The organism is Pseudomonadota bacterium, from assembly GCA_030860485.1.
GTDB lineage: Bacteria > Pseudomonadota > Gammaproteobacteria > JACCXJ01 > JACCXJ01 > JACCXJ01.
This window is the reverse complement of sequence record JALZID010000133.1, coordinates 1-4,308: the sequence shown is the minus strand read 5'-3', so window position 1 is coordinate 4,308 and position 4,308 is coordinate 1. Positions and strand designations below refer to the sequence as shown.

Genomic DNA, 4,308 nt, shown 5'->3' with positions numbered 1-4,308 from the left:
TTGACCTCGGTCAGGTAGGCGAAACCCAAAACCGTCTGTGTCCGTGAGAGATCCGGCTCCAGGACCACCGCCTTCTGTGCCGCTTTGAGGGCTTGCTCCAGACGACCGAATGACGACCAGAGCTCTGCCAACCGTGCCCACGCCAAGGCATTTTTCGGGTCGAGTTGCACGGCTTTTTCAAGGCTTGCGCGCGCAGCTTCGAGGTCGAACGTGGCCTGCTGGGCATAGGACAGGGCGATCAATGCGGTCGCGGAGCCGGGAGCCGCATCGACGGCGCGCTGTGCGACATTGAGCGCTTTGTCCTTCTCATTCTCCACCATAGCGATGATCGATTGCAGCGCCAAGGCATTGCCGTCGTTCGGGGCCAACCTAAGCGCCCGCTTGATATCTGCATCGGCCTCATCCACGCGGCCCATGGCCAGCAGGAGTGAGGCGCGATAGACGAAAAAGCGCGGGTCGCGGACCGTCTCGGGAACGGTCGCAATGCCCTCGAACGCCTGCTGCCGGTCCCCTCGCAGGTAGAGCTCAATGGATTGCCGAACCATCCCTTGCCAGCCCGGGCCGGGCGGGAATTCATCAGGGCGAAGATAGAGGACGGGTGGGTAGTACAGCGCCCACTGGACGGCATCCCGCGGGCGGACAACGATGCGGTACGCAGGCGCCTTTCCGGCTTCCGCGGTGGCGGCCTGACCTGAGGCAAGCGCGAGGTGCCCCTTGTCGTTGGAAACCAGCACGCGGCCTTCTAAAACAATGAGCAGCGAACGATCCTCTTCCGCTTGGACATAAAACTCTGTGCCGTCGATATCCCCTTTGAGGTGGGGTGTGGTAACCCTTAGCAGCCACGGTTGGCGGCTGAAAGATTGCAGGGCGCCGCTCACAAGGTCGAGCCAGGACCGCTCGTCGGTCTTGCTGCTGATATTCATTAAGCGTATGCTGGTATTTTGGTCGATACGCAACACGGCGTTATTAATCAACTGGATGGCAACGCGACTGCGGTCTCCCACACGGATCGTGTCGCCTTCGCATAGGGATTGATCCAGTTGTGCCGTGCGCCAATATACCCCTCCACTTTGAACATCGACCTCGCCGTCGATGCTCGCGAACCTTCCCGCCGGTTCCTGACAGTGATCCTGTGCGTGGACACCGGAGGTGAGCACGCAACAAGCGGCGGCAAACAAGGCGGGATAGCCACAGCGCCGCAACCGCACGTGTTTGCCTCGAGTAAGATATAAGAAACGTGAAGAACGTTGTAATAGATATAACGATTCTGAGCCCAGGTCAAGCCCGCTCTAATAATGGACCAGATCCCGGTGGATTCCTAGGTCACTTGTCCCCCCGAAACGAGGCGGTGGTCATACAGAACCGCGACCTCGCCACCTTGCCGGGCGGTAACACCGGCGCAACGGCGCTCACCAATGAGCCGGCAGCCGCCAAGGGTCCCCCGCCCCCCAAACGCCGTAAATACTTCCAGGGGCTCAATTCTGTCTAGGACTGCGCCAGCGTTCTCAGCGGTCTCGGTTTCCCTACTGCGTAACCCTGCGCGTAGTTCACGCCGATTGCCTTGAGCCGCGCCAAGATCCTTTCGTCCTCGACAGACTCTGCGATCGTTTCAAGACCCATCACATGACCGATTCTGTGGATCGCTTCGACCATGGCATGATCGATGGGATCCCTCACCATGTCCTTCACGAAACCGCCGTCGATCTTCAAGAAGTCTATCGAAAGCGTCTTCAGATAGGCGAACGAAGACAGGCCGCTGCCAAAATCATCGAGGGCGAAGCGGCACCCGCGCGGCTTGAGGGCCGAGAAAAAGCGCTTGGCCAAGCTGAGATTGCTGATCGCAGCCGTCTCGGTGATCTCGAAGCAAATGCGTTCCAGAACGACCGCACAGGCCTCTATCTGCTGCTCAACGAACTCTAGGAACTGCCGGTCGCTCAGGGACTGGCCAGAGAGGTTGATGGCGACAGAGCCCGATGGCATGACGGTATCCGGGTCACGCAACGCCGCAAAAACGCTGCAGATGACCCAACGGTCGATGGCCTGCATCTGATTGTAACGTTCCGCCGCGGGGATAAACGCGCCAGGCAGTATCAGATCGCCGTTGCGGTCGAAAAGACGCAGCAGCACCTCGCCGTGCGGTCGTCCATCCTGACCGAGCGGAATAATCGGTTGATAGAACAGCGAAAATCGGTTGTTGGCCAACGCTTCCTGGATGCGCGGCACCCATTGCATCTCCCCATGACGCCGAGCCAGCTCGTGGTCATCGGCCTCATATAGGTGCACGCGGTTGCGGCCTTGCTCTTTGGCGGCATAGCACGCATCATCCGCCGCTCTGAAGACGGTGGCCACGGTATCGACTCCCGGACCAATAGGCACGAGCCCGATGCTCGCGCCTATCGTGAAGCCGCGGTCTTGCCACACGAAGCGGAGTTCCTGCAGGGACTCGCGCATCTGATGGGCGATCCTCAGCGCCTGCCCCTGTTGGCAGTGTTCCAGCAGCACCCCGAATTCGTCGCCGCCGAGGCGCGCCAGCGTATCACGTTTGCGCACCTGGGACACGAGCACGGCGCCTACCTGGCGTAACAGCTCGTCCCCTGCGACGTGCCCGCAGGTATCGTTGACGACCTTGAACTGGTCGAGGTCCAGATAAACGACGGCGTGCGACTCCTCCGGCAGTGCCGTGGTGAGGATACGCTCCAGCCGGCGCTCGAACTCCCGGCGATTGACGAGCCCGGTCAGCGCATCGTGGGAAGCGTGGTAGCTCAATTGGCGCGCCGCTCGGCGTGCCTCGGTAACATCGCGAAAAACCAGTACGCATCCTATTTTCGCACCCTCGTGGTCGTGGATCGGGGCGGCCGAGTAGTCTATCGAGATCTCCTGCCCGTCACGGGAGATCAATAGCGTACTGCTCGAAAGGCCAACGATCTTGTCTTCCTGTAAGCACCGTTCCGCGGCGTCATCCACTGGGTCACGGGTGTTCTCATCCACGATACTGAGCACGTGGCGGAGCAGCCGGCCTTCGGCCTCCACCTGCGGCCAACCCGTCAGTTGCTCGGCGCTTCGATTCAGGTAGTCGACGCGACCGGCAACATCGGTGGTGATAACGGCATCCCCGATGGACGCCAGAGTGACCTCGATCCGTTCTTTCTCGTCGAATAGCGTGTTCTCGGCACGCTGGCGTTCGGCGATCTCCCTTTGCAGCACGGAAACCGTTCGGGCAAGCTCAAAGGTCCGCTCCCGCACGCGGCTCTCGAGCTGCCTTTGGGTGTCCGCAACCTGCCCCGCCATGCGGTCAAAGGCCCGGCTTAAACTCGCGACCTCGTCTGTACCGCGCAGATCGGCGCGCGCCCCTAAGTTTCCTGCGGCGAATTGCTGTGTAGCATTCAACAACGCGTTAAGTCTGCGCGTCAGAAAGATATGCATCAGGACCCCGAGCACTATGGCCAGGCCGATAAGCACACCGACCATCTCCAGCCGATACTTCTCGACCGTGCGCCGCGCGTGGGCGAGCTGGCGCAAGAGGTCTCTTTGCACAATCAAGACACCTATCCGCGTCGGTGCATCCGCGTCGCCGTGGGCATCCAGCCTAAGCGGGTATATTCCCAATACGTAGCGGCCACCGGCGGCGAGGAACAGCTCGCCGGATAATTCCGCTCGTACCCGATCGATTATCGCTTGCAACGGCTCGTCTGCCCAGCGCGGCCATTGCGCCCGGGCTGCCTCCGCCACCGACCGACCGACCCATTCGCCGTTCGTTGCGCCCAGCACGATGTCGGTATCATCAGCCAATATCGCGATCTGCGGATCCGAAGCCCTGCCGAGGAGTGACATCTCCTGTGCAATGCGCCCCTCGTTACCCGTGGCGAATGCATAGCTGAACTGCTTTTGGAGCAGTGCCATGCGGCTTATCATCTGCGACACCTCTTCTCCCCGTACCACCGCTTCCGCGGCACCCCATTCCTTCTGCACCGAGTACGCCGCGAGGACCGCCGTAAATACGACGATGAGGAGAGGGATCCCATAACGTAAGGAGACTCGAAACATCCTCGGTGCCCGCGCTTCAGCTCCTCGATGGGTTACGGCATAAGCAGCACGCCTAACCCACCCTGGTTCCCGGGCCTTCGGCTACCTATCTACCTATAACCTATAGTGGTGTTCTATAGAAAGCTCCGATGTCACTTTTGACCTCGGTCAGGTAGGCGAAACCCAAAACCGTCTGTGTCCGTGAGAGATCCGGCTCCAGGACCACCGCCTTCTGTGCCGCTTTGAGGGCTTGCTCCAGACGACCGAATGACGACCAGAGCTCTG

General features: G+C 60.5%; 3 protein-coding genes. 1 reads left to right on the top strand and 2 read right to left on the bottom strand.

The window, feature by feature from the left end:
- On the bottom strand, positions 1-1,208 hold a 1,208-nt coding region (locus tag M3461_07370; GenBank protein MDQ3774185.1), incomplete at its 3' end, for a FecR domain-containing protein.
- A gap of 140 nt (positions 1,209-1,348) precedes the next feature.
- Between M3461_07370 and M3461_07365 the strand changes: the two genes are divergently transcribed.
- Positions 1,349-1,489, top strand: coding sequence for a hypothetical protein (locus tag M3461_07365; protein ID MDQ3774184.1), 141 nt, complete (start codon positions 1,349-1,351; stop codon positions 1,487-1,489).
- On the opposite strand, the gene M3461_07360 is transcribed toward M3461_07365, so the two are convergent.
- Complete coding sequence (locus tag M3461_07360) at positions 1,486-4,044, bottom strand: EAL domain-containing protein (protein MDQ3774183.1); 2,559 nt, start codon at positions 4,042-4,044, stop codon at positions 1,486-1,488. The two genes, M3461_07365 and M3461_07360, sit on opposite strands and share 4 nt — an antisense overlap.
- Between the last annotated feature and the right edge of the window lie 264 nt (positions 4,045-4,308).